This is a genomic window from Rhizobium sp. CF142, from assembly GCF_000281145.1.
In the GTDB taxonomy this organism is placed as follows: Bacteria; Pseudomonadota; Alphaproteobacteria; order Rhizobiales; family Rhizobiaceae; genus Rhizobium.
This window is the reverse complement of sequence record NZ_AJWE01000150.1, coordinates 1-435: the sequence shown is the minus strand read 5'-3', so window position 1 is coordinate 435 and position 435 is coordinate 1. Positions and strand designations below refer to the sequence as shown.

Genomic DNA, 435 nt, shown 5'->3' with positions numbered 1-435 from the left:
TTGCCATCCCTTGCGATGTCGATGAAGAACGGCCGGCCGCGCGACAATTGGTCGTTGACGTCATGCAGGCTGTGGACGATCGGAATGACCGGTGTTTCGATCCGGTGGGCAATCTGTTCCTGCAGGAACCGTTCATCGAGCGAAAGCCAAAGTTCCTGTTCCTGAGCGAAGCTCTCCGAATTGACGACGATCAGCAGATCATAATCCGAGCGATAACCACTCAGCCGGTCTTCCACCCAGTCGCCGCGGGCGTAAGAGCCGTATAGGATGACCTTGAGGATCTTGCCATTGGCTTTCTTTGCCGACTGCTTGGTTGACCGAAACTGCTCGACCTCGAGAAAGATGATCTCCAGTACGCGGGCAAGTTCGCGCCGCTTGCTGGCCGGCAGATGATCAAGGGTGTCGGTCAGTGTCAAAGCCACATCAAAGCCTTCG

At 56.1% G+C, this 435-nt stretch carries 1 protein-coding gene; it reads right to left on the bottom strand.

Annotated elements, in window-relative coordinates; all coding sequences use genetic code 11:
• Nucleotides 1–422: nucleotidyltransferase domain-containing protein (locus PMI11_RS35900; RefSeq protein WP_037072755.1), on the bottom strand; the 422-nt coding region annotated here is incomplete at its 3' end.
• Between the last annotated feature and the right edge of the window lie 13 nt (nt 423–435).